At 69.5% G+C, this 19,718-nt stretch carries 20 protein-coding genes; 6 read left to right on the top strand and 14 right to left on the bottom strand.

The annotated features are described in order from the left end of the window. Position 1: 1 nt before the first annotated feature. Both rapZ and uvrC read right to left on the bottom strand, forming a co-directional pair. Positions 2–919 (bottom strand): RNase adapter RapZ, encoded by a 918-nt coding sequence (gene rapZ / locus A5692_RS13410; protein WP_068056730.1) that lies wholly within the window; start codon positions 917–919, stop codon positions 2–4. After that, positions 916–2,871, bottom strand: a complete 1,956-nt coding sequence (gene uvrC / locus A5692_RS13405) for an excinuclease ABC subunit UvrC (protein WP_068056728.1) — start codon at positions 2,869–2,871, stop codon at positions 916–918. The genes rapZ and uvrC overlap by 4 nt, the downstream gene beginning before the upstream one ends. Positions 2,872–3,153: 282 nt before the next feature. Here uvrC and A5692_RS13400 point away from each other — a divergent pair, with 282 nt between their 5' ends. Further along, entirely contained in the window at positions 3,154–3,492 is a 339-nt protein-coding gene (locus A5692_RS13400; protein ID WP_067928460.1) for a hemophore-related protein, read from the top strand. Between the two features lie 45 nt (positions 3,493–3,537). Here A5692_RS13400 and A5692_RS13395 read toward each other — a convergent pair whose 3' ends face one another. The 3 genes from A5692_RS13395 to A5692_RS13385 are packed head-to-tail and all read right to left on the bottom strand — an operon-like array spanning position 3,538 to position 5,752. Further along, a complete protein-coding gene (locus tag A5692_RS13395) occupies positions 3,538–3,999 on the bottom strand; it encodes a PH domain-containing protein (protein ID WP_068056726.1) in 462 nt (153 codons plus the stop codon). Next, positions 3,996–4,478 (bottom strand): 6,7-dimethyl-8-ribityllumazine synthase, encoded by a 483-nt coding sequence (gene ribH / locus A5692_RS13390; RefSeq protein ID WP_068056724.1) that lies wholly within the window; start codon positions 4,476–4,478, stop codon positions 3,996–3,998. The genes A5692_RS13395 and ribH overlap by 4 nt, the downstream gene beginning before the upstream one ends. After that, the gene (locus A5692_RS13385) at positions 4,475–5,752 is read right to left on the bottom strand and encodes a bifunctional 3,4-dihydroxy-2-butanone-4-phosphate synthase/GTP cyclohydrolase II (RefSeq protein ID WP_067275847.1); all 1,278 of its coding nucleotides are present in this window, start codon (positions 5,750–5,752) and stop codon (positions 4,475–4,477) included. The genes ribH and A5692_RS13385 overlap by 4 nt, the downstream gene beginning before the upstream one ends. A gap of 254 nt (positions 5,753–6,006) precedes the next feature. Here A5692_RS13385 and A5692_RS28275 point away from each other — a divergent pair, with 254 nt between their 5' ends. Together A5692_RS28275 and A5692_RS13380 are read left to right on the top strand one after the other, a co-directional pair. After that, positions 6,007–6,282, top strand: coding sequence for a hypothetical protein (locus tag A5692_RS28275; RefSeq protein ID WP_231984315.1), 276 nt, complete (start codon positions 6,007–6,009; stop codon positions 6,280–6,282). A 127-nt stretch (positions 6,283–6,409) separates the two neighbouring features. Further along, positions 6,410–7,522, top strand: a complete 1,113-nt coding sequence (locus tag A5692_RS13380) for a putative sugar O-methyltransferase (protein WP_156766067.1) — start codon at positions 6,410–6,412, stop codon at positions 7,520–7,522. A gap of 207 nt (positions 7,523–7,729) precedes the next feature. On the opposite strand, the gene A5692_RS13375 is transcribed toward A5692_RS13380, so the two are convergent. Then, positions 7,730–8,347, bottom strand: a complete 618-nt coding sequence (locus tag A5692_RS13375; protein ID WP_068056720.1) for a riboflavin synthase — start codon at positions 8,345–8,347, stop codon at positions 7,730–7,732. 129 nt (positions 8,348–8,476) lie between these two features. Here A5692_RS13375 and A5692_RS13370 point away from each other — a divergent pair, with 129 nt between their 5' ends. Then, positions 8,477–9,184 (top strand): LppX_LprAFG lipoprotein, encoded by a 708-nt coding sequence (locus A5692_RS13370; RefSeq protein ID WP_068056718.1) that lies wholly within the window; start codon positions 8,477–8,479, stop codon positions 9,182–9,184. Next, positions 9,181–10,743, top strand: coding sequence for an MFS transporter (locus A5692_RS13365; protein ID WP_068056716.1), 1,563 nt, complete (start codon positions 9,181–9,183; stop codon positions 10,741–10,743). The genes A5692_RS13370 and A5692_RS13365 overlap by 4 nt, the downstream gene beginning before the upstream one ends. Positions 10,744–10,749: 6 nt before the next feature. Here the strand turns inward: A5692_RS13365 and ribD are convergent, their stop codons facing one another. The 4 genes from ribD to fmt all read right to left on the bottom strand — a co-directional run bounded on the left by ribD (position 10,750) and on the right by fmt (position 14,835). Continuing rightward, positions 10,750–11,772 (bottom strand): bifunctional diaminohydroxyphosphoribosylaminopyrimidine deaminase/5-amino-6-(5-phosphoribosylamino)uracil reductase RibD, encoded by a 1,023-nt coding sequence (gene ribD / locus A5692_RS13360; RefSeq protein WP_068056714.1) that lies wholly within the window; start codon positions 11,770–11,772, stop codon positions 10,750–10,752. After that, complete coding sequence (gene rpe / locus A5692_RS13355; RefSeq protein WP_369830291.1) at positions 11,769–12,455, bottom strand: ribulose-phosphate 3-epimerase; 687 nt, start codon at positions 12,453–12,455, stop codon at positions 11,769–11,771. Before rpe ends, ribD begins: the two co-directional genes overlap by 4 nt. Before the next feature lie 62 nt (positions 12,456–12,517). Then, the gene (locus A5692_RS13350; RefSeq protein WP_068056710.1) at positions 12,518–13,906 is read right to left on the bottom strand and encodes an RsmB/NOP family class I SAM-dependent RNA methyltransferase; all 1,389 of its coding nucleotides are present in this window, start codon (positions 13,904–13,906) and stop codon (positions 12,518–12,520) included. Then, a complete protein-coding gene (fmt, locus tag A5692_RS13345; protein ID WP_068056705.1) occupies positions 13,903–14,835 on the bottom strand; it encodes a methionyl-tRNA formyltransferase in 933 nt (310 codons plus the stop codon). The genes A5692_RS13350 and fmt overlap by 4 nt, the downstream gene beginning before the upstream one ends. A gap of 169 nt (positions 14,836–15,004) precedes the next feature. Here fmt and A5692_RS13340 point away from each other — a divergent pair, with 169 nt between their 5' ends. Next, the gene (locus tag A5692_RS13340) at positions 15,005–15,817 is read left to right on the top strand and encodes a class I SAM-dependent methyltransferase (RefSeq protein WP_068056700.1); all 813 of its coding nucleotides are present in this window, start codon (positions 15,005–15,007) and stop codon (positions 15,815–15,817) included. Positions 15,818–15,835: 18 nt separating this feature from the next. On the opposite strand, the gene A5692_RS13335 is transcribed toward A5692_RS13340, so the two are convergent. The 4 genes from A5692_RS13335 to A5692_RS30405 all read right to left on the bottom strand — a co-directional run. Further along, entirely contained in the window at positions 15,836–16,324 is a 489-nt protein-coding gene (locus tag A5692_RS13335; RefSeq protein WP_068056698.1) for a MarR family winged helix-turn-helix transcriptional regulator, read from the bottom strand. A gap of 127 nt (positions 16,325–16,451) precedes the next feature. Next, on the bottom strand, positions 16,452–18,395 hold the full coding sequence (locus tag A5692_RS13330) for a primosomal protein N' (protein ID WP_068056745.1): 1,944 nt from the start codon (positions 18,393–18,395) through the stop codon (positions 16,452–16,454). A gap of 119 nt (positions 18,396–18,514) precedes the next feature. After that, a complete protein-coding gene (locus tag A5692_RS13325; RefSeq protein WP_068056696.1) occupies positions 18,515–19,249 on the bottom strand; it encodes a lysoplasmalogenase in 735 nt (244 codons plus the stop codon). 82 nt (positions 19,250–19,331) lie between these two features. Further along, positions 19,332–19,718, bottom strand: a 387-nt coding sequence (locus A5692_RS30405; protein ID WP_369830290.1) for an alpha/beta hydrolase fold domain-containing protein, incomplete at its 5' end; no start/stop codon positions are given.

The following is a 19,718-nucleotide window of genomic DNA, read 5'->3' as shown; positions in this document are numbered from 1 at the left end:
CTCATTCGCGACCCAGATCCCGGTGCAGCACTCGCACCGACAGTTGGGGGTTGCCCCTGAGCAATCCCATCAGCGCCTCGGCGATCGCGACGCTGCGATGCTTACCGCCGGTACAGCCGATGGCCACCGTCATGTAGCGCTTGCCCTCCCGGCGGTAGCCGTCGACGACCAAAGACAGCAACCGATGGTAGGCGTCGAGGAAGTCCGCGGCGCCGGGCTGGCTCAACACGTATTCGCTGACGGCCGGGTCCTGTCCGGTGAGCGGTCGCAGCTCGTCGACCCAGTGCGGGTTGGGCAGGAACCGCACGTCCATCACCATGTCGGCGTCCATCGGCAGGCCGTACTTGAAGCCGAACGATTCGACGGTGACGCTGATCGACGTGCTGACGTCGCCGCCGAACGCGCGCTCGATGCTCTCCCGCAAGCCCCGCACCGACAGCGTCGACGTGTCGATGATCAGGTCGGCGGTGGCGCGCACCGGCGCCAGCATCCGGCGTTCGGCGGCGATGCCCTCGGCCAGGGTTTGGTCGCCCTGCAGCGGGTGACTGCGCCGGTTCTGTTCGTAGCGGCGCACCAGCATGTCGTCGGATGCCTCCATGAACACCACCCGAGGCCTGATGTTGCGGGTGGCCAACTCGGTGCGCACCTCATCGAGGTCGCCGGTGAAGCCGCGTGACCGCACATCCATCACCACCGCCAGGCGCGTGATGCGCGACCCGGCGTCCATGCCGAAATCCACCATCCGGGTGATCAGCTGGGGCGGCAGGTTGTCGGCTACGTACCAGCCGAGGTCTTCGAGCACCTTGGCCGCGGTACCCCGTCCGGCGCCCGATAATCCGGTCACCAGAACGACGTCGATGCCGGCCCCACCGTCTGAACGGGCGTCCGTCGGGCGGCCCTCCGCCAACTCACCCGTCATTCGGCTTCTCCGGGACGTTCGGGGCGCAGCGCCTCCAAGACGGCGGTGGCGGTGGCCACACCGATGCCGGGAACGGCCGTGATCTGGTCGACGGTGGCCTCCTTGAGGCGGGCTATCGATCCGAAGTGGGTTACCAGCGCCTTGCGGCGATGTTCCCCCAATCCTGGCACCGAATCCAGCGCCGAGGCGGTCATTCGCTTGGATCGCTTGCTGCGATGGTAGGTGATGGCGAACCGGTGCGCCTCGTCACGAATCCGTTGCAGCAGATAGAGCCCCTCGCTGTTGCGGGGCATGATGACGGGATCCGGCTCCGACGGCACCCATATCTCTTCCAGCCGCTTGGCCAGCCCGATCACCGCGACGTCGGTGACGCCCAGGTCTTCGAGCACGGCGCTGGCCGCGTTGACCTGCGGCGCACCACCGTCAACGACGTAGAGGTTGGGTGGATAGGCGAACCGGCGCGATTTCCCTTCGGCCGAAAGCATATTCGGGTCGTTCTGTTCGCTCAGGTGCCGCGCGAAGCGGCGCCGGGTCACCTCGGCGATCGAGGCGACGTCGTCGGAGCGGCCCTGCCCCGCGGCCTCGCGGATCCCGAAGTGGCGGTAGTCCGACTTGCGCGGCAGGCCGTCCTCGAACACGACCAGCGAACCCACCACGTCGGTGCCCTGCACGTGGCTGATGTCCACGCATTCGATGCGCAGCGGCGCGTCGGCCAGCCCGAGGGCCTCCTGAATGTTCTGCAGCGCAGCCGATCTGGCGTTGAAGTCGCCGGCCCGCTTCAACTTGTGCTGCTGCAGCGCCTCTTTGGCGTTGCGTTGCACGGTTTCGGCCAGGGCCCGCTTGTCGCCGCGGCGCGGCACCCGCAGCGCGACCCGCGAACCGCGCAGGCCGGACAGCCAGCTGGTCAGTTCGTCGGAGTTGGACGGCAGGCACGGCACCAGCACCTCGCGCGGCACGGGGTTGGCGGCCTCGTCGGCCCCTTGGTTGTCCTGGGCACCCAGCTCGGCCTGCTCGCCGTAGAACTGCGTCAGGAACTGCTCGACCAACTGCTCCTCGCCGGAATCGCCTGCTTCCGCGGACTTTTCGACGATCCAACCGCGCTGGCCGCGGACCCGGCCGCCGCGGACATGGAACACCTGGACCGCCGCCTCCAGCTCGTCGTCGGCGAAGGCGACCACGTCGGCGTCGGTGCCGTCGCCGAGCACCACGGCCTGCTTCTCCATCGCGCGCTTGAGCGCACCCAGGTCGTCACGAAGGCGCGCGGCCCGCTCGAAGTCGAGTTCATCGGATGCGGCGTGCATCCGCTGTTCCAGCTCGCGGGCGTAGCGGTCGGTCTTGCCGGACAAAAAGTCGCAGAAGTCGTCGACGATCTGGCGGTGCTGCTCGGCACTGACCCGGCCCACGCAGGGCGCCGAGCACTTGTCGATGTAGCCGAGCAGGCAGGGACGGTCGATCTGCTTGTGCCGCTTGAACACACCGGCCGAACAGGTGCGGGCCGGAAACACCCGGGTGAGCAGGTCCAGCGTTTCCCGGATCGCCCACGCATGGGAGTAGGGCCCGAAATAGCGGACGCCTTTGCGGCGCGGGCCGCGATAGACCATCAGCCGGGGAAACTCTTCGTTGAGCGTGACGGCCAGCACCGGGTAGGTCTTGTCGTCGCGGTAACGGACGTTGAAGCGCGGGTCGAACTCCTTGATCCAGTTGTATTCGAGCTGCAGCGCCTCGACTTCGGTGTTGACCACCGTCCACTCCACCTTGGCGGCGGTGGTCACCATCTGCCGGGTTCGCGGGTGCAGGCCGGCGACGTCGGCGAAGTAGGACGTCAGCCGGCTGCGCAGGCTCTTGGCCTTGCCGACGTAGATGACCCGACCGTGCGTATCCCGAAACCGGTAGACGCCCGGCTCGACCGGGATGGACCCGGGCGCGGGGCGATACGTGGCGGGATCTGGCACCCATCCAGGCTAGTAGCCGCCACGAGGGCCGCGGGTTGTCGGGATCCGATGGTTGGATCGCGCCGATCGCCGGCTGGCCGCTCGCGATCGGCGGCCACTTTCGAACACGGGTTCGATGACGGGACGCCTGCGGCGGATCAGCCATCGGCGAAATTAACCGGCGGCGACCTGGGATTACGGCAATTCACCGTCGGTGAGCACGGTTTGGAGGGCTCCCGTTCCGGTTACCAAGGGTGTAGCTGGACGTTACAGTGGGTGGTAATCAATGGAGGGAGTCCACAGATGTTCAAGCGCTCGTTGACCAGACTCGCGATGGGGGTCGGCGGTCTGGCATTGGCGTCGACCGCCGCGGCCGGGGTCGCATCCGCTGCCCCCGATTACGGCCCGATGATCAACACGACGTGCAGTTATGACCAGGCGATGCGGGCGGTGCACGCGGAAAACCCGATGGCCGCTCAGTACCTCGACCAGTCGCCGCCGAACCAGCAGTTCCTGCAGCAGTACCTGGCGTCGTCGCCGGATCAGCGCGTGAACCTGCTCCACGCCATCGAGCACAACCAGGGCGCGCAGCAGGCTTTGCCGATCTTCCAGCAGATGATGACCGACTGCAAGAACTTCTGACCGTCCACCTCTGAAGGGCTATCCGTGCGTGCGCGGATAGCCCTTTCAGTGGGTGTGCAGGTCGGGCCGGTACCGCGCCAGCAATGACCGCACGGTATCCATCGCGTTGACCGCGCGCTCCTTGTCGACGGCCTGGATCGCCATCACGGGGATGTACTCGTCGTCGGGCAGGTCGATGCGCGCCCAGCGGTTTCCCGCCGGGAACGAGACACCGGCGACATCGGGCCACTCGATGAGCTTGTCGCCCAACAGGTTACGCACCGATATCCCGGCCGCCCCGACCCGGAGCCGGGGCCGGGCGAACAGCAGGATCACGCCGGCGAGCACCACCCCGAGCAGCGCCATCGCCACCTGGTCGCTGGTGTGGAACACCACGCCGGTGGAGCCGACCTTGAGCAGGAAGCCGATTGCGATGTGCACCGCCACGATGACAACGGCCGCCGCGTAAACGAATATCGGCGTGCGGTGGGGCCGCAACTCGACGTCCCAGTCCTGTCGGTCGGTCACGACCGAGAGCGCAGGTCACGCAGCGTCAGCGCGGTTTGCAGCGCCGCGCCGGTCGCCTGGGCGCCCTTGTCCTCCGCCGATTCGGGAAGGCCGGCGCGGTCCAGCGCCTGCTGCTCGGTGTCGGTGGTCAGCACCCCGTTGGCCACCGGCGTCGACGAATCCAACGAAACCCGGGTCAGTCCCTGCGTCACCGCATCGCAGACGTAATCGAAATGCGGTGTCTGCCCGCGGATCACGACACCGAGGGCGACCACGGCGTCGTGGTTGCGGGTCAGTTCCTGGGCCACCACGGGGATCTCGATCGCGCCGATCACCCGAATCACCGTGGGGTTGTCGATACCGGACTCGGACGCCACCTTGCGGGCACCGGCCAGTAGGGCATCGCAGATCTCGGTGTGCCAGGTACTCGCGACGATGGCCAGCCGCAGGCCGGATGCGTCCAGAGGTGGAAAGTCTGGCACACCCGCGGCGGGACTCACAAAGCACCGCCGAATTCGCCCGGCAGATGGACGGATTCGTGGAAGTCGTCCAACCCCGCCAAATCGTGGCCCATCTTGTCGCGCTTGGTCATCAGGTAACGGATGTTCTCCGCATTGGCGCGCACCGGCAGCGGCACCCGCTCGATGATGTGCAAGCCGTAGCCATCCAGCCCCACCCGCTTGGCCGGGTTGTTGGTCAACAGTCGCATCGAGCGGACCCCGAGGTCGACCAGTATCTGCGCACCGATTCCGTAATCCCTCGCATCCGCGGGCAATCCGAGCTTGAGGTTGGCGTCGACGGTGTCCTCGCCGGCGTCCTGCAGCTGGTAGGCCTGCAATTTGTGCATCAGGCCTATGCCGCGGCCCTCGTGGCCGCGCATATACAGCACGATGCCGCGTCCCTCCCGCGCCACCATCGCCATCGCGGCGTCCAGTTGTGGCCCGCAATCGCAACGGCGAGAACCGAACACGTCGCCGGTCAGGCACTCGGAGTGCACGCGGACCAACACATCGTCGCCGTCGGCGTTCGGACCGGCGATCTCGCCGCGAACCAGCGCAACGTGTTCGACGTCCTCGTAGATGCTGGCGTAGCCGATCGCGCGAAACTCGCCATGCCGGGTCGGAATGCGGGCCTCGGCGATCCGCTCGATGTGCTTCTCGTGCTTGCGTCGCCACTCGATCAGGTCGGCGATGGTGATCAGCGCGAGGTCGTGCTCGTCGGCGAAGACCCGCAGCTCGTCGGTCTGCGCCATCGAACCTTCGTCCTTTTGGCTGACGATCTCGCAGATCGCGCCCGCCGGCTGCAGGCCCGCCATCCGCGCCAGGTCGACGGCGGCCTCGGTGTGGCCGGGGCGGCGCAGCACGCCACCGTCCTTGGCGCGCAACGGAACCACGTGGCCGGGGCGGGTGAAATCGTTGGCGACGCTGGCGGGATCAGCCAGCAGGCGCATGGTGGTGGCCCGATCGGAGGCCGAGATCCCGGTACCCACACCGTTTCTCGCGTCGACGGTGACGGTATAGGCCGTCCCGTGCTTGTCCTGGTTCACCGCGTACATGGGCAGCAGGCCCAGCCGGTCGCAGATCGCGCCGTCCAGCGGCACGCACAGGTATCCCGAGGTGTAGCGGACCATGAACGCCACCAGCTCCGGCGTCGCCTTTTCGGCGGCGAAGATCAGGTCGCCCTCGTTCTCGCGGTCCTCGTCGTCGATGACGACCACGGCCTTACCGGCCGCAATGTCGGCAACCGCCCTCTCGACGGAGTCCAACCTCGTCATCGTCGCTACCTTGCTGTCTCAGGGGTCCGCAGGAAGAGCCCAAGTGTTGCATTCAGTATGAACCACCGCCCGGGCCGCCTTATTGCCGCTGCGTCAGCGACGGCCGGCGCGGCACCCGGCCGCACCCCCGTCCAACCCCAGGCGGGCGGCCGCGCAACGCCGCGCGCTCCGGGCCTTCCGCCGCCGTAGGCTGGTCCCGCGCCTGTGCGGCGAAACCGCTCCTCATCCGGCGCCAGCAATCTACGCTGAGCGGCATGAGAATCGCAGTGAGACTGGCGGTACCGGCCGTGACCTCGATGTTCGCGGCGGGACTTGCAGTGGGCATCGCCTGCCCGCAACGGGCGACGGCGGACGCGTGCGCCGACGTCGGCGGTCGGCATGTGAGTGTCGGTGGGTGCACCGATCCGGGGCGTTGGGGTAACTGGGTCCTTCCGGCGGACGCGATGACGGTGCCGCCGCCCGACGCACCGCCGCCGTGTTACACCCCGTCCGGCGAGCCGTACTGGACGCCGCCGGGCCAGCCCTGCTGACCGAACCGGCATGGGGCGCGGTTCCCCGAACACGGCCTAGCGCGGTGGGCGGCCGCTGAACGTCTTTATCGACTCCTTTCATCCCTACACACGCCACGCGGTGAAGTTCGGTTCCCAGAGCATTAGCGTGGGAACGCTCAAGAGCAACAAAACCCGGACGAACATGAGGAGCGGCATGGTGTTTTCCGGCTGGCCGCACGACACTCCCGACGATGTGGCCCAGTCGCAGTTCGCCCGCGCGACACGGGAGATGCTGATGGCGCTGTCAAGTGAGGACTTTGAGCGCATCAAGGACGGTAAGCGTCCATGGCTTCTCGACTGGCGAGGGCACTCGGGTCAAGGCGTTGCTTCCGTTGATTACGCCGCCCTCCGTGCGACAAATCCCGAGCTCCAAGCGCTACGCCAGCGCTATGCCGGCCTCAACAGCGGCACACCGCCCGTTTGGGCTCCCGGTTACGTCACGCCGGAGGATCTGCTTTATTTCCGAGGCGACAATTGCTACGTCTGGCAGTTCCAGGCCAACAACACGCCCGAGAAACACGCGCTGACATACTCGTATCTGAAAACCATTGACACGCTCGGTCTTCTAGACATCCTCACTGAGGACGGCGACTTCGGCGTATTTACGTTTCCGGCATCCGACACAGACCAAGACGGGAATGAGAGGCTCGTCAGCCGCGACCTCCTCGACTCGGTCTGTGAGCTGCTGTTCCTGCAACGTACGCTGCAGATCTCGCGCCGGCCGGGGTTGAAAGTGCTCGATATCGGCGCGGGATACGGCAGGCTCGCCTACCGCGCTGTAACGGCGTTTAGCAACATCGATACCTATTTCTGCATCGACGCCATCCCCGAGTCGACGTTCATCTCCTCGTATTACCTGTCGAGAAAAGGCGCGGAACGTACATGTGTCGTCGCGTTGGACGACCAACAGGATCTCGTTCCCGGATCGATCAAACTAGCGGTCAATATCCATAGCTTCTCTGAATGCGCGGTTGAGGCCGTCGCTTACTGGGCCTCCCGATGCGCCGAACTCAAGATCGAGTACCTTTTCATCGTTCCTAACGCTGACGAGGAGGGTCAATACGCCGTACGGTTGGACGACGGTACCGATATCAATCCGCTACTCGCACAATATGGCTACCACCTTTGTCATGCCGAGCCGAAGTACCGGGACCCAGAGGTCCAAAAATATGGAGTTTCCCCCGCGTGGTATTACCTCTTTCGCGCCGCCGAGACTTAGGGACGCCTAGCCCGCCCCCAACGCCACCAAGAGTGTGAAGAGTCGAGTTCACCGCGATAGCCGGCCCTAGTGGCCGGCTTCGTCATTTCGGTTGCCCACCCCACGTCAGCGTGGGCGGCGCGCTCCAATCGGAGTAAACGATTGGAGCGGAAATTGCTCGGCTCGGTGTGCGCCGCTACGCACTGTTCGATGTGGGGTCATTCGACTTTAGGCCTGCCAACTTGGGTTATGCGTCATCAGCCGCTCAACGTATTTGGCGATGACGTCGACCTCGAGGTTCACCTGCGTTCCGACCGGGGCGCGACCCAGGGTGGTCAGCTCGCGAGTGGTGGGGATCAGCGAAACCTCGAACCACTCCCCCGGTTCGCTGCCGAGCCCGGAGACGGTCAACGAGATCCCGTCGACGGTGATCGACCCCTTTTCGACGACGTAGCGGGCCACCGCCGCGGGGATCTCGATCCGCACCACTTCCCAGTGCTCGGACGGCGTCCGGGCCACCACCCGGCCGGTCCCGTCCACGTGCCCCTGCACGATGTGCCCGCCCAGGCGGCTGTTGACGGCCGCCGCGCGCTCCAGGTTGACCGGGCTGCCGACCTGCAGCGCGCCCAGGTTCGACCGGTTGAGGGTCTCGGCCATCACGTCGGCGGTGAACTGCCCGTCGGGCAGCAACTCGGCGACGGTCAGGCAGACGCCGTTGACGGCGATCGAGTCGCCGTGCCCGGCGTCGGAGGTGACGACGGGTCCGCGGATGGTCAGCCGCGCGGCGTCGGCGAGCACGTCGCGGCCGGTCACCTCCCCGAGTTCCTCGACAATTCCGGTGAACATGCCATCAGGTTAATCGGGCGCCGCAAACCCGCCGCCGCGCTGGTGAGCAGGCCAAAGGTTCGGCGCCGGCGCGACACCGCGGCCCCGCGTCTCCCAAGCCGGTCACCGGCACCCTCTACGATGCAAGGTATGCAGACCCGCCGCCGTCTATCGGCCGTCCTCGCATCCCTGACCCTCGCCACCGCCTTGATCGCCGGCTGTTCGTCGGGCTCGAAGCAGAGCGGCGCCCCGCTGCCCGACGCCACGACCTTGGTCAAGCAGTCGGCCGACGCCACCAAGAATGTGAAGAGCGTGCACCTCGTGCTGAGCATTCAGGGCAAGATCCAGGGGCTGCCCATCAAAACGCTGACCGGTGACCTCACCACGGCCCCGGCCACCGCCGCGTCGGGCAACGCCACCATCACCCTCGGCGGCTCCGACATCGACGCCAACTTCGTGGTCGTCGACGGCACCCTGTACGCCACGCTGACGCCGAACAAGTGGAGCGACTTCGGCAAGGCGTCCGACATCTACGACGTGTCGGTGCTGCTCAACCCGGACACCGGCCTGGCCAACGCGCTGGCGAACTTCACCAACGCCAAGGCCGAGGGCCGGGAAACCATCAACGGCCAGAGCACCGTTCGCGTCAGCGGCAACGTGTCGGCGGACGCGGTGAACAAGATCATGCCGCAGTTCAACGCGACGCAGCCGGTGCCGAGCACGGTGTGGATCCAGGAGACCGGTGACCACCAGCTGGTTCAGGCCAACATGCAGAAAAGTTCGGGCAATTCGATCCAGGTCACGCTGTCCAACTGGGGCGAGCAGGTTCAGGTGACCAAGCCCCCGGTGAGTTCATGAGTTCGCAGACCGGGCGCCGCGTCGCGATCAGCGCCGGCAGTCTGGCGGTGCTGTTGGGCGCCCTGGACGCCTACGTCGTCGTGACGATCATGCGCGACATCATGAGCGACGTTCATATCCCGATCAACCAGCTGCAGCGCATCACCTGGATCATCACGATGTACCTGCTGGGCTACATCGCGGCGATGCCGCTGCTCGGTCGGGCCTCCGACCGGTTCGGCCGCAAGCTGGTGCTGCAGGTCAGCCTGACCCTGTTCATGGTGGGCTCGGTGGTGACCGCACTGGCCGGGCACTGGGGCGACTTCCACCTGCTGATCGGCGGCCGGACCATCCAGGGCGTGGCCAGCGGCGCGCTGCTGCCGGTCACGCTGGCCCTGGGCGCCGACTTGTGGGCACAGCGCAACCGCGCCGGCGTACTGGGCGGCATCGGCGCCGCGCAGGAGCTCGGCAGCGTGCTGGGCCCGCTGTACGGGATCTTCATCGTGTACCTGTTCCACGATTGGCGCTACGTCTTCTGGATCAACGTCCCGCTGACCCTGATCGCGATGGTGATGATCCAGTTCAGCCTGCCGTCGCACGAGCGGGTGGAGGAGCCCGAGCGGGTGGACCTGGTCGGTGGCGTGCTGCTCGCGGTCGCCCTGGGCCTCGCCGTCATCGGCTTGTACAACCCCCAGCCCGACGGCAAACAGATCCTGCCGAGCTACGGGCCGCCGCTGGTGATCGGGGCGGTCGTGGTCGCCGTGCTGTTCCTGCTGTGGGAACGGTTCTCGCGCACCCGGCTGATTGAGCCGGCGGGAGTGCACTTCCGCCCGTTCCTGGCCGCGCTGGGGGCTTCGCTGGCCGCGGGGGCGGCGCTGATGGTGACCCTGGTGGACGTCGAGCTGTTCGGCCAGGGCGTGCTGCAGATGGACCAGACGCAGGCCGCCGGGCTGCTGCTGTGGTTCCTGATCGCCCTGCCCTTCGGGGCGGTGCTCGGCGGCTGGATCGCCACCCGGGTGGGCGACCGCGTGATGACCTTCATCGGGCTGCTGATCGCGGCCTACGGCTACTGGCTGATTCACTACTGGCGCCAAGACGTGCTGAGCCAGAAGCACGACATATTCGGGGTGTTCAGCGTCCCCGTGTTGCACGCCGATCTCCTGGTGGCCGGTGTCGGCCTCGGCCTGGTGATCGGGCCGCTGACCTCCGCGGCGCTGCGGGTGGTTCCCGCGGCGCAGCACGGCATCGCCTCGGCGGCGGTGGTGGTGGCCCGCATGACGGGCATGTTGATCGGCGTGGCCGCGCTGAGCGCGTGGGGCCTGTACCGGTTCAACCAGATCGTGGCCGGGTTGACGGCCGCGATACCGCCCAACGCCTCGTTGCTGGAGCGGATCGCCGCCCAGGGCACGATGTACCTCAAGGCGTTCGCCATGATGTACGGCGACATTTTCAGCGCCACCGTGGTCATCTGCATCGTGGGAGCGCTGCTGGGCCTGCTGATCGGTGGCCGCAAGGAGCACGCCGAGGAACCGGAGATTCCCGAGCCGCAGACGGTCGCGCTCGGGGAACACCAGCGCTAACCGCTCCTACTCGCCGCGCGGCACCAGGCTGAGCAGCAAATCCGGCCCGACGCGGTCGATTCCGTCGAACTGCCAGCGCAACGCCCGCGCGATCGTGGGCACCCCGACGTCGTCGACCGCGGAGACGGGACCGCCCAGCAGCATCGGCGCGACATAAACCAGGATGCGATTGACCGCCCCCGCCCGCAGGAAGGCGCCCGCGAGGGTGGGACCTCCCTCCAGCAGGACGTCGGTGCGATCGGAAAGCGCCTTGATCACCTCCATGGGATCGTGCGTGCGAATCACCATGGTCCGCGAATCGTCGTTGAGAACCTTTGCCTCCGAGGGTATTTCACGCATACCCACCACCACGCGCAGCGGCTGCCGGTCGGCCAGCGAGCCGTCGGGCAAGCGGGCGGTCAGCGCCGGATCGTCGGCCAGCACGGTGCCGGTGCCGACCACAATCGCGTCGGCCGCCCCGCGGCGGCGATGCAGGTCCAGCCGCGAGGCCTCGCTGGAAATCCACTGGCTGGTGCCGTCGGCGGCCGCGCTGCGGCCATCGACGCTGCTGGCGTACTTCCAGGTCACATGCGGCAGCCCGGTCCGCTGCTTGTGCAGCCACTCCCGCAACGGCCCACCGGCCACTTCGTCGGCCAGCACCCCGGCCGTCACCTGCACGCCCGCCTCGGTCAACCGCGCCGCGCCGCCGGCGGCGGTCGGGTTCGGGTCGGCGACGCCGTAAACCACCGCGCCCACTTTCGCGTCCAGCAGGGCGTTCACGCACGGCGGGGTCTTGCCGTGGTGATTGCAGGGCTCCAGCGTGACCACCGCGGTCCCGCCGACCGCCAGTTGGCCGGCCCGCCGCAACGCCAGCACCTCGGCGTGGTCGCCCCCGGCCGGTTCCGTCCCGCCGACGCCGACGACCACCCCATCCGCGTCCAGGATGACGGCGCCCACCGGCGGGTTCGGGTAGGTGGTGCCCTTGACCTGGTTGGACTGCTCGATCGCCAGCCGCATGGCCGCATCGAGGCCGTCGACGGCGTGATTCATCGCAGGTGCGGTGACGCGGCGGCCGCCTGCCTGCGCAGCGCCGCAACGGCGGCCTCCGGGTCCTGAGCCCCATACACGGCCGACCCGGCGACGAAGCAATCGACGCCGGCCTCGGCGGCCTGCTCGATGGTGTCGTCGTTGATGCCGCCGTCGATCTCGACCAGGATCGTCAACTCCCCCGCTTCGATCAGCTTGCGCACGGTGCGGACCTTGCTCAGCACCTCGGGGATGAAGCTCTGGCCGCCGAACCCCGGCTCGACCGACATGATGAGCAGGGTGTCGAACCGGGGCAGGATTTCCAGATACGGCTCCAGCGGTGTTCCCGGCTTGACGCTGATGCCCGCCTTGGCGCCCGCGGCGCGAATGTCGCGCGCCACCCCGACTGGGTTGTCTGTGGCCTCGGCGTGGAAGGTGACGTTGTAGGCGCCCGCTTCGGCGTATGGCGGCGCCCAACGGTCCGGGTCCTCGATCATCAGATGGCAGTCCATGGGGATGGAGGAGGCGGCCAGCAGGCTCTCGACCACTGGAAGGCCGATGGTCAGGTTGGGCACGAAATGGTTGTCCATCACGTCCACGTGCAACCAGTCGGCGCCGCGCACCGCCGCCGCCTCGTCGGCCAGCCGCGCGAAGTCAGCGGACAGGATGGACGGTGCGATCAAAGGCCTACCGGTGTTGTCAGGCATGTGCGCCACACTATCCGCGGCGCAGCGCGGCCGCGGACCGGCCCGTCAAGTCGCGGACCGCACTACCCCGCTTCGCGGCGCAGCGCGGCCGCGAACATGGCGTCGGTGCCGTGCCGATGCGGCCACAACTGGACGTGCGGCCCGTCCCCCAACCCGGTGACGGGCTCGAACAGCGGCCGAGTGTCCAACGCGCACACCGGGTGCCGGCGCAGTGCGTCGGCGACCACCCCGACGGTTTCGGCAAGGTGCGGCGAACACGTCGCGTACAGCACCACACCACCGGGCCGGGTCAGCGCGATCGCGGCGCCCAGTAGCTCCCGCTGCAGCTTGGCGAGCACCGGCACGTCGGAAGGCTGGCGCCGCCACCGCGCCTCGGGCCGGCGTCGCAACGCCCCCAGGCCGGTGCAGGGCGCGTCGACCAGCACCCGGTCGAACGTCGGCTCGAGTCCGGTCTGCCGCCCGTCGACCCGCAACACCTCGACGGGCAGCCCGCGGGTGTTCTCGGCCACCAGGTCGGCGCGGCGCGGGGCCGGCTCCACCGCCGTGACGCGGGCCCCCGCACCGGCGCCGATCGCGGCCAGCAGCGCGGTCTTGCCGCCCGGGCCGGCGCACAGATCCAGCCAGCGCCCGGCGTCGTCCTCGACCGGTGCCAGTGTGAGCGCGCGGGCCACCAGCTGGCTGCCCTCGTCCTGGACCAGCGCGGCGCCGTCGCGCACCGGCGCCAGCCGCCCGGGATCGCCGCCCGGCAGATACACCGCGTAGGGCGAATACCTGCCGACGGTGCCGCCGACCGCATCGGCCAGCTCCGCGGCGGTCAGCACGCCGGGGCGGGCCGCCAGGTGCACCTGCGGCCGTTCGTCGTCGCTGGCCAGCACCGCGTCGAGCTCACCCGCGGCGGACCCCAGCGCGTCGGCGAAGGCCTGCGCGACCCAGCGCGGATGCGCGTGGACGAAGGCGGCGTGCCCCACCGGGTCCCGCGACCGGTCGGGAGCCAACTCCTCGACCCAGGACTTCTCGTCTCGGGTGGCGATGGCCCGCAGCACGCCGTTGACGAAACCCGCTCGGGCCGAATCGAATTCGATTCCAGCCTGTTCGACCGTCGTGGACACGGCGGCGTAGGTGTCCACCCGCGTGCGCAACAGCTGGTACGCGCCGAGCCGCAGCAGGTCGAGCAGCACCGGGTCGATCGTGTCCGGCGAGCGGCCCGCGGCCGCGCCGATGACCGCGTCCAGCAGGCCCCGGGTGCGGCAGGTGCCGTAGGTCAACTCGGTGGCGAACGCGGCGTCGCGGCCGGTGATCCCGCGTTCGCGCAGCAGGGCGGGCAGGGCCAGGTTCGCGTAGGCGTCGCGCTCGCTGACCGCCCGCAGCACGGCGAATGCCGCGGCCCGCGCGGGGTCGAGCGGTCGGCGCCGCTTGCCGCGCCCGCGGTCCGGCGGTCTGGGCGGGGTCATGTCGCCCGCGTCTCGGCGTCGAGTCGCGCGCCCCGGGCCCAGTCGACGGCGTTCATGAGTTTCTTTCCGGGCGGCTGGATTTGGCCCAGCCGCACGGCTTGCGAACCAGTCCCCACCCAGACGTCCTTGCGGCCGACGTGAATAGCGCCGGGCGCCAAGGCTTCCGGGGCGTCCGCGTCGATCTGGACCGGGCCGAGCTTGAGGCGCAGGTCGCCGATCAGCGTCCAGGCGCCCGGATTCGGCGTGACCGAGCGGATCCGCCGCTCCACCACCAGCGCCGGCAGGTCCCAGCGCACCCGGGCCTGCTCGACGGTGATCTTCGGCGCGACGCTGACCCCGTCGGCGGGTTGCGGGCGGGGCGTCAGCGTCTGGTCGGCGATGCCGTCCAGCGTGGTCGACAGCAGGGCTGCACCCGAAACCGACAGTCGCTCAAGCAATTCGCCGGCGGTGTCGCTGGGCCGGATGGTTTCGGTGACAACACCGTAGATGGGTCCGGAGTCCAGGCTGGGCTCGATCCGAAACGTCGTCGCCCCGGTGATGGTGTCCCCGGCCGCGATCGCCGCCTGCACCGGCGCCGCCCCGCGCCAGGCGGGTAACAGCGAGAAGTGCAGGTTGATCCACCCGCGCGGGGGCACCGCGAGCAGGGCGTCGCGCAGCAACGCGCCGTAGGCCACGACCGCGCAACAGTCCGGTGCCAGCTCCGAGAGTTCGGCGACGAATTCTTGCGTGTTCGGTCGCGCCGGCCGCAGCACCGGGATGCCGCGGTCGAGCGCCTCGCGCGCCACCGGCGACGGCTGCGGCTTGCCGTGCCGGCCGACGGCGGCGTCGGGCCGCGTCAGCACGGCGATCACCTCGTGGCGGGGCGAGTCGACGAGGCGACGCAGCGCGGGCAGCGCGGGTTCCGGAGTGCCGGCGAAGACGAGACGCACCGGCCCAGTCTAGGAAGGCGCCCATGCCGCCCCGCCGTAAATTGCGCACGTTTATTATTTCTCATGCATACTATTGCTAGAGGTCATCGTCTCCCCGGGTGACCGCTCTGCCGCGCTAGCGACAACGAGGTCGACCGGGCAGCCCTTTCCTTATCTCCCAGGAGGTCCGATGACTCTCGACACGACAATCAGCGACGCCGCCCCGCACCGCGCGGTATGGGCGCTCGGCGACTACGCCCTGATGGCCGAGGAAGTGATGGCCCCGCTGGGCCCGGTCCTGGTCAGGGCCACCGGCATCGGGCCGGGCGTGCGGGTGCTCGACGTCGCGGCCGGCTCGGGCAACATCACCCTGCCGGCCGCCGCGACGGGCGCCGCCGTGGTCTCCAGCGACCTGACCCCCGAGCTGTTGCAGCGGTCGCAGGCGCGGGCCGCGGCACGTGGCCTGACGATCGACTACCGGGAAGCCAACGCGCACGCGCTGCCCTTCGGCGACGGCGAGTTCGACGTCGTCATCTCCGCGATCGGGGTGCAGTTCGCGCCGGACCAGCAGCGGGCCGCCGACGAACTGGTGCGGGTCTGCCGGCCGGGCGGGACGATCGGCGTGATCAGCTGGACCCCGGACGGGTTCTTCGGCCGGATGCTCGCCACCATCCGGCCCTACCGGCCCAGCCTGTCGCAGGCTGTGCCGCCCGCCGCGCTGTGGGGGCGTGAGGGCTATGTCACCGGACTGCTCGGCGAGCGGGTCGGCCGGATGACCGCCGTGCGGGGAACGCTGGAAGTCAGCCGCTTCGACAGCGCCGACGCCGTGCACACCTACTTCAAGAACCACTACGGCCCGACGATCGAGGCCTACGCGAACATCGGCCACAACCGGGTGCTGGCCGCCGAGCTGGACGCCCAACTCGTCGAACTTGCGGAGCAATACCTCGACAACGGCGCGATGGGCTGGGAGTACCTGCTGGTTACCGCCGAGAAGCGCTAGAGGTCCGCTAAAGGTCCGCTAAAGGTCGATGTCGGCGTCGACGTGCACGTCCGGCTCACCGCCGGCGGCGGTGAACGCGGTCAGGGCCCGCACCAGGCCGTGGCGCTCCGCCGGTGGCATCTGCTCCACGATGGTCGCGATTTCGGCCCGCCGATACGCGGTCACCTGGCGGACGACCTCCCGCCCCCGCTTGGTCAGCGCGGCCAACAGCTCGCGCCGCGAGGTCGGGTGCGGGAGGCGGTCGATCAGCCCGGCCGCAACCAGGCGATCGACCATCCGGCCGGTGGCGGACGGTTGCACCCCCAGCAGACCGGCCAGCGTGGCCAGGTTGACCGGACCCCGGTTGGACAGGATGACCAGCGTCCGGAACTGCGGAATGGTGATCGTCTCGTCCACCTGCCCGATCGAGCGCGCCGAAATGGCAACCAGCAAGCGGGAAGCCGTCAGCAAAGCGTCGGTGATCACGTCAAGCGACTCGTCCGCCGTCGTCGCGTTGTCCGCTGCCATGTCGGCCCTTCTCCGGATCCGCTCCGGCCCGTCGGCGGCTAAAGAACAGGAAGTGTAACAACCGTCAATGAAGTAGTCAGGAACTATTTCCGACGCATACTATCCCCTCGGTCAGGATTTGGCGAGGTCACCCGATGTGCAGGGGATCGATCTGGACGCGGACCGGCTCGTGGGCCTGACGGGCGGACAGCACGCTCACGCCGCGGCGCAGCGCCGCGGCCAACGCCAGACCCTGGTCGCGGCGGGCGCGCACCAGCATCCTGGTCACCGGCACGCCGGCGGGCGTCCCCGGCGGGCGGCGCACGCCCGCCGGCAAATCGACCGGTCCCAGCACGTCGGCCCCCTCGGGCAGCCCTGCCTCCTCGAGCAGCGCCGCCACCGCCTCGGCGGCGCCGTCCAGGGCCGCCATGTGCACGCTCGGGGGCAGGCCCAGTTCGGTTCGAGCCTCCAGGTCCGCCTCGGCGTGACCGACCGGATCCCAGCGGATCAGCGATTGCACCGTGGGAATGGACGATTCGGCGACCGCGAGCACCACCCCGCCGTCGCCGCGGGCACGCACCAGCGCCGCGGCGCTCATCCAGCGCCACAGCGCGTCCTCGGCGGCGCGCAGGTCCTGCCGGCCCAGCAGCGCCCAGGTATCGAGCAGCAGCGCGGCCCCGTAGCCGCCCGCCGCGGCGGGTTCCGCCCCCGGTGTCGCCACCACCAGCGCCGGGGCGGCGGCGACCTCCGGCACGAGGCCCTCTCCCGACGAAGTGACCACCGCGGTGCCGGGGAAGGCACGCCCCAGTTCCTCGGCGGTGCGGCGGGCCCCGACGACGACGGCGCGGACGGCGTCGGACCCGCAGCGCGCGCAGCGACGGGTCGGGTCGACGCGCCCGCACCACCGGCAGACCAGTGCGGGGCCGCCCTCCTGCAACGACAGGGGCCCGGTGCAGTGCCGGCACCGGGCGATGGCCCGGCAGCGCGCGCAGGCCAGGGACGGGACATATCCGCGCCGCGGCACCTGCACCAGGACCGGGGCCCCCGCCTGCAGCGACGAGCGCGCGGCGCGCAGCGCGATGGACGGGATGCGCGCGGTGCGCGCGGCCGGGTCGCGCTCATCCGCATAGCCCGTGTCGTCGAGGGCGACCACCCGCGGCGTGCGGGCGCGCACCACCGCCCGGGCCGCGACGATGTCGTGCGCCCACCCGCTGCGCACCAGCGCCTGCGCCTCGGCGGTGCGCGCGTAGCCCCCGATCAGCGCCGCACACCGCGCCTGATGCGCGCGCAGCATCGCCACCTCGCGCGCGTGCGGGTACGGCGCCCGCGGCTCCGAGAGGCTGTCGTCGGCGTCGGCCCACACCATGACCAGGCCCAGGTCGCTCAGCGGCGCGAAAACCGCGCTGCGCGTGCCGATCACCAGCCGGGCCTGACCGCGCAGCGCCGCCAACCACCGCCGGTAACGCGCGGCCGGGCCCAGCCCGGCCGACAGCGCCACCACGCCGTTCTCGTCGATCCGCGCGGTCGCGGCCCGCCACAGCGTGTCCAGATCACGCTGGTCGGGCACGATCGCCAGCACCGCCCGTCCGGCGCGGATGGTCTGCGCGGCGGCCTCGGCGAATCGGTCCGCCCACGACTCCCCCGGCAGCACCTGCCAGACGGCCCGCGCGGCCCGCGATTCGGCCAGGGCGTCCAGGAACTGCGCGCCCCGGCCGTAGGATTCCCACGCCGAGGGGTCGACGGGCGCCGGGACGGGCAGCCGGTGGGCGGTCGCCGGTTCCCGCTCCACCCGCGCGTGCCGGGCAGGCACCGCCAGGCGCAGCACGTCCGGCCGGGTGCCCGCGTAGCGCGCCGCCACCGCGTCGACCAATCGGCGGATCTCGGGGGTCAGTACCGGTTCGGGTGACACGACACGGTCCAGCCAGCCCAGCTTGCCGTGGTGGTCGGTGTCGTTGCGGCGCTCCAGCACGAACGCGTCGACCAGCCGGCCGTGAAACCGCACCCGCACCCGCACCCCCGGCTGGGCGTCGTCGGACTGCTCGGCCGACACCAGGTAGTCGAACTCGCGGTCCAGGTGCGGCACCGAGAGCATTGGCAGCACCCGCGCGATGGGTTCGACCTGAACCGGCGTGGGCGCACCGGCGGTCAAGGCACCCGCCGGTATCGAAACATCGTGTCGCTCAACGGCTTTACCGCCCGGCTCGGAAGCGGTCAGCTTTCGATCGACCCCGGGGACCCGGCGTCGGCCGGTGCCTCACGGCCGAAGAAGAACCCGGCCGTCATCAGGATCAGCGCCGCGGCGTAGGACCACCAGATCGGCACGGCCAGCGCCTCGTTGCCCAGGATGAAGCGGCCGACGGCGATCAGGGAGTCGGAGGCCGCAAAACACACCGCCCCCACCGCCGTCCAGATCGTCGGCAACCGCGCCACCAGGGCGGCACACACCATCGCGGTCAGCACCGCAATGTAGGCCGTCACCGGAAGCGTCAGCTTGTTCAGGTGCGGCCAGAACCAGGCCAGCAGCGCGACGGTGGCCACGCACATGGCGACCACGGCGGCGATGCGCAGCTTCGACGGGCGCCGCGCCGCCAACGGCAGCAGCGCCCCCAGGAAACACAAGTGCGCCAACAGGAATGCGGCCAGGCCCACCACGAAGGACTGCGTCCACCACGGGACCGCCAACGCCCAATCGCCGACGGCCGACAGCAGCAGCGCCGGCATCAACCACCGCCGTTCGCGGACGATCGCGTGGCCCGCCGCCGCGGCGGTCAGCAACAACGCCATCGACGCCTTGAACAGCGGCTGCAGCGCCCAGTGCCCGGTCAGCTCGGTCCCCGGCGGCGATCCCAGCGCCAGCACCGTCAGGTAGATGCCGTAGCCGAGTGCCGCCCAGCCGGCCACCACCCAGCCGCCGACCACCAGCCGAGGTGCGTACGGTACGTCCATGCCAAGCTTGGACAACACAGCCGACGATAAGCCCGCGATCGACCCCATCCTGCAGAAGGTACTGGATGCGGTTCCGTTCCGGCTATCCACCGAGGACGGTGTCGACGCCGCCCGGCAGCGGTTCCGCGACCTGCCGCGCCGGGCGCTGCACCCCGAGTTGCGCGTCGAGGACCGGGCCATCCCCGGCCCGGCGGGATCGATCGGCGTCCGGATCTATTGGCCGCCAAGCTATTCGCAAGACGCGGCGGCGCCCGTCGTGCTGTATTTCCACGGCGGCGGGATAGGTGTGCTCCGGCGCCAACCGGTAGTCGACCGACACCACGATCGCCTCCGTGCCGACCGCGTGCTGGCGTGCGGTGCCGTCGTAGCTGTCCAGGTCGCCCACGACGAAGCCGCCGCCGTGGAAATACAGCACGACGGGCGCCGCCGCGTCTTGCGAATAGCTTGGCGGCCAATAGATCCGGACGCC

Origin of the sequence: Mycobacterium sp. E342, assembly GCF_001667665.1 — a bacterium.
Classification (GTDB): domain Bacteria; phylum Actinomycetota; class Actinomycetes; order Mycobacteriales; family Mycobacteriaceae; genus Mycobacterium.
The sequence above is the reverse complement of the archived record's forward strand: the minus strand, read 5'-3'. Positions and strand labels throughout refer to the sequence as shown.

Excerpts from the sequence above, each read along its gene's own strand:
- rapZ (WP_068056730.1), bottom strand. The coding sequence starts at position 919 with ATGACGGGTGAGTTGGCGGAGGGCCGCCCGACGGACGCCCGTTCAGAC.
- A5692_RS13400 (WP_067928460.1), top strand. The coding sequence starts at position 3,154 with ATGTTCAAGCGCTCGTTGACCAGACTCGCGATGGGGGTCGGCGGTCTG.
- A5692_RS13385 (WP_067275847.1), bottom strand. The coding sequence starts at position 5,752 with ATGACGAGGTTGGACTCCGTCGAGAGGGCGGTTGCCGACATTGCGGCC.
- A5692_RS28275 (WP_231984315.1), top strand. The coding sequence starts at position 6,007 with ATGAGAATCGCAGTGAGACTGGCGGTACCGGCCGTGACCTCGATGTTC.
- A5692_RS13375 (WP_068056720.1), bottom strand. The coding sequence starts at position 8,347 with ATGTTCACCGGAATTGTCGAGGAACTCGGGGAGGTGACCGGCCGCGAC.
- A5692_RS13370 (WP_068056718.1), top strand. The coding sequence starts at position 8,477 with ATGCAGACCCGCCGCCGTCTATCGGCCGTCCTCGCATCCCTGACCCTC.
- A5692_RS13365 (WP_068056716.1), top strand. The coding sequence starts at position 9,181 with ATGAGTTCGCAGACCGGGCGCCGCGTCGCGATCAGCGCCGGCAGTCTG.
- ribD (WP_068056714.1), bottom strand. The coding sequence starts at position 11,772 with ATGAATCACGCCGTCGACGGCCTCGATGCGGCCATGCGGCTGGCGATC.
- rpe (WP_369830291.1), bottom strand. The coding sequence starts at position 12,455 with ATGCCTGACAACACCGGTAGGCCTTTGATCGCACCGTCCATCCTGTCC.
- A5692_RS13350 (WP_068056710.1), bottom strand. The coding sequence starts at position 13,906 with ATGACCCCGCCCAGACCGCCGGACCGCGGGCGCGGCAAGCGGCGCCGA.
- A5692_RS13340 (WP_068056700.1), top strand. The coding sequence starts at position 15,005 with ATGACTCTCGACACGACAATCAGCGACGCCGCCCCGCACCGCGCGGTA.
- A5692_RS13335 (WP_068056698.1), bottom strand. The coding sequence starts at position 16,324 with ATGGCAGCGGACAACGCGACGACGGCGGACGAGTCGCTTGACGTGATC.
- A5692_RS13330 (WP_068056745.1), bottom strand. The coding sequence starts at position 18,395 with ATGCTCTCGGTGCCGCACCTGGACCGCGAGTTCGACTACCTGGTGTCG.
- A5692_RS13325 (WP_068056696.1), bottom strand. The coding sequence starts at position 19,249 with ATGGACGTACCGTACGCACCTCGGCTGGTGGTCGGCGGCTGGGTGGTG.